This window comes from Flavobacterium sp., assembly GCF_021151785.1.
GTDB lineage: Bacteria > Bacteroidota > Bacteroidia > Flavobacteriales > Flavobacteriaceae > Flavobacterium.
The window spans coordinates 1-2,242 of sequence record NZ_JAGKWP010000178.1 but is presented as its reverse complement, the minus strand read 5'-3'; the positions used below and the strand labels follow the sequence as shown (position 1 = coordinate 2,242).

At 31.4% G+C, this 2,242-nt stretch carries 4 protein-coding genes; all 4 read left to right on the top strand.

Annotated features, from left to right (window positions below; translation table 11 throughout):
• A partial coding sequence (locus QZ824_RS11425; RefSeq protein WP_291276143.1) for an RHS repeat-associated core domain-containing protein occupies window positions 1–268 on the top strand: 268 nt, incomplete at its 5' end.
• Window positions 269–307: 39 nt separating this feature from the next.
• The gene (locus QZ824_RS11420; protein WP_291276142.1) at window positions 308–745 is read left to right on the top strand and encodes a hypothetical protein; all 438 of its coding nucleotides are present in this window, start codon (window positions 308–310) and stop codon (window positions 743–745) included.
• Window positions 746–990: 245 nt separating this feature from the next.
• Window positions 991–1,935 (top strand): RHS repeat-associated core domain-containing protein, encoded by a 945-nt coding sequence (locus QZ824_RS11415; RefSeq protein WP_291276141.1) that lies wholly within the window; start codon window positions 991–993, stop codon window positions 1,933–1,935.
• Window position 1,936: 1 nt separating this feature from the next.
• Entirely contained in the window at window positions 1,937–2,239 is a 303-nt protein-coding gene (locus QZ824_RS11410; RefSeq protein ID WP_291276140.1) for a hypothetical protein, read from the top strand.
• Window positions 2,240–2,242: the final 3 nt, after the last annotated feature.

The window sequence follows — 2,242 nt, the reverse complement described above, 5'->3', positions numbered from 1 at the left end:
GATACGCATACGACCTGTGCCGCCTTTGTTTACTACGAGTTATGATTATAAATACAACGGGAAAGAGTTGCAAGAAGAACTGGGGCTTAATATGTATGACTATGGAGCAAGGAATTACGACCCAAGTATTGGTAGATATTTTACTATTGATAATTTTTCAGAAGCATTTTACAATAATACCCCTTATCAATACACTGCAAATGACCCAGTAAAGTTTATTGATGTTAATGGAGATTATGGACGAACAAGATACAGGGTACAGATATAATACATTTAATAGAGCAACAACAACCTAAGAAAAAAAGTTATGAAACAATTATGCATATTATTAATTTTTATTTTGTCTAGTTGTGGAAACATAAAAACAACATATGTAAAAGGTGAGTTAGACCAAAATCATTATGGAGAAAAACAAATATTTGAAAAATTTAACGCAGGTTCAAATGATAAATCTGTTATAGTTCTAACAAGTGGATTTGAAAATGATTCGATTAGAATATTGAGTGGAAAAAATATTGTTTTTAAGGAATCTGTAACAACTAATGAAAGTACAGGTCTTGCAATATTTAATGTAATATCTAATGAAGAAAAAGCAGAAGTGGAAATTCTTACTGGTAATCTCGTTAAAATCTCATTAAAACAAAATGATTTGAAAAAATATAAACTTATTTACATTAGTAAAAGTGTCTTCAAAAAAGACAAATACAAATTAGAATATTCTAATAAGTGGAAACAATTTCGGTAATCCCCAGCTACCGCACGAATCCTTTCGTATGGTAATACAAAACCAGTAAGTACCAATCATAGATAGCTTACTGCTCGTAATGTAAATCCAAAACAACAATCCTAACCGTAAAAAAGTTAGGATTTTGTTTATAAAACATTAACTTTGACTTACGTTCTTACAAGAGTAAAAAAACATTATTATCCATTTAGTTTGAAGCATACGGGTTATCATTCAGATGAACAAATGTATGCTAAAGATGGTTTTTGATACGCATACGACCTGTGCCGCCTTTGTTTACTACGAGTTATGATTATAAATACAATGGAAAAGAGTACCAAGACGAGTTGGGGCTTAATATGTATGATTACGGTGCAAGAAATTATGATGCAAGTTTAGGTAGATGGATGAACATTGACCCGCAAGCTGAAAAATATTACAGTTACTCATCGTATAACTATACTCTTAATAGTCCTCTGTATTATGTCGACCCAAATGGTGAGGATGTTTATTTGCATTACTTTTTAAGAAATAATCACCATGGAGATAAAAAAGATCCAGATGCAGATAAAATGTTTTGGGCAGCTGCAATGACGAGAGCTGTTGATTTTATAAATAACGATGAAGGTGGTAGTGATGATATTTTAGTAATGAGAGGTATCGACAGTATGAATGAGATTGAGGCAAATGTTGAAAGTGATGTTGCGGAGTATAGTGGAACATATGGTAAAACGGCAGAGTTTGGGCTGTGGTCTCATAGTGGTATAGATGGACCTTTTAGAGAAGACGGAAAAGGAAATTATGACCAATTATCAGTTAAAGATTGGGGTAAAATAGATTTTAATTGGGCAAAAGGAGCAAATGCTATGTTTTATGGTTGTCGCTCTGGTTTCGATAAAGGAGAATGGAGTGAAGCAGGAAATAAGAAATCATTTGTTGAACAATTATCTAGTATGTCTAATATGCAAGATGTTAAATTGTGGGGACAAACACAACGCTCTTGGCCTTCTCCGTTTACTGATACACGAGTATATACCGAAAATATAGGTGCAGGAAAACACAGCGTTCCAACATATATGGTTGGTAGTAAAATAGGTATTACAAGTTTTAATACTGTTTATTTAAGACAACCGACTTATGGCTATCCAATGTCAATATATCAAAATGGTAAACTAACGGGGTATTCACACCAACCAGGCACAAAAAGATAAGATGAAAAAAAAGATATTAATTTTTTGTATTATATTACTTTCTATTTTATTATTTGATAGATTGTTTTTCATGGAACATAGACTTCGAGGAATATGGGAATATAGCAACGGTAGTTATTTTGGAGACCCGATAGCTTATAATCAAGATTTTGTTTTAAATGAAAGTAAAATAAAATTTGTACGTAATAAGTCCGAAGAAAATCCTGTTTTAGAAAAAGAAATTTACTTGATAGGTTGTTATTTTAATATATTACTTATGTATGATAATGATTTAAATAAAACAGCATTTTATATCAAATTATAAATG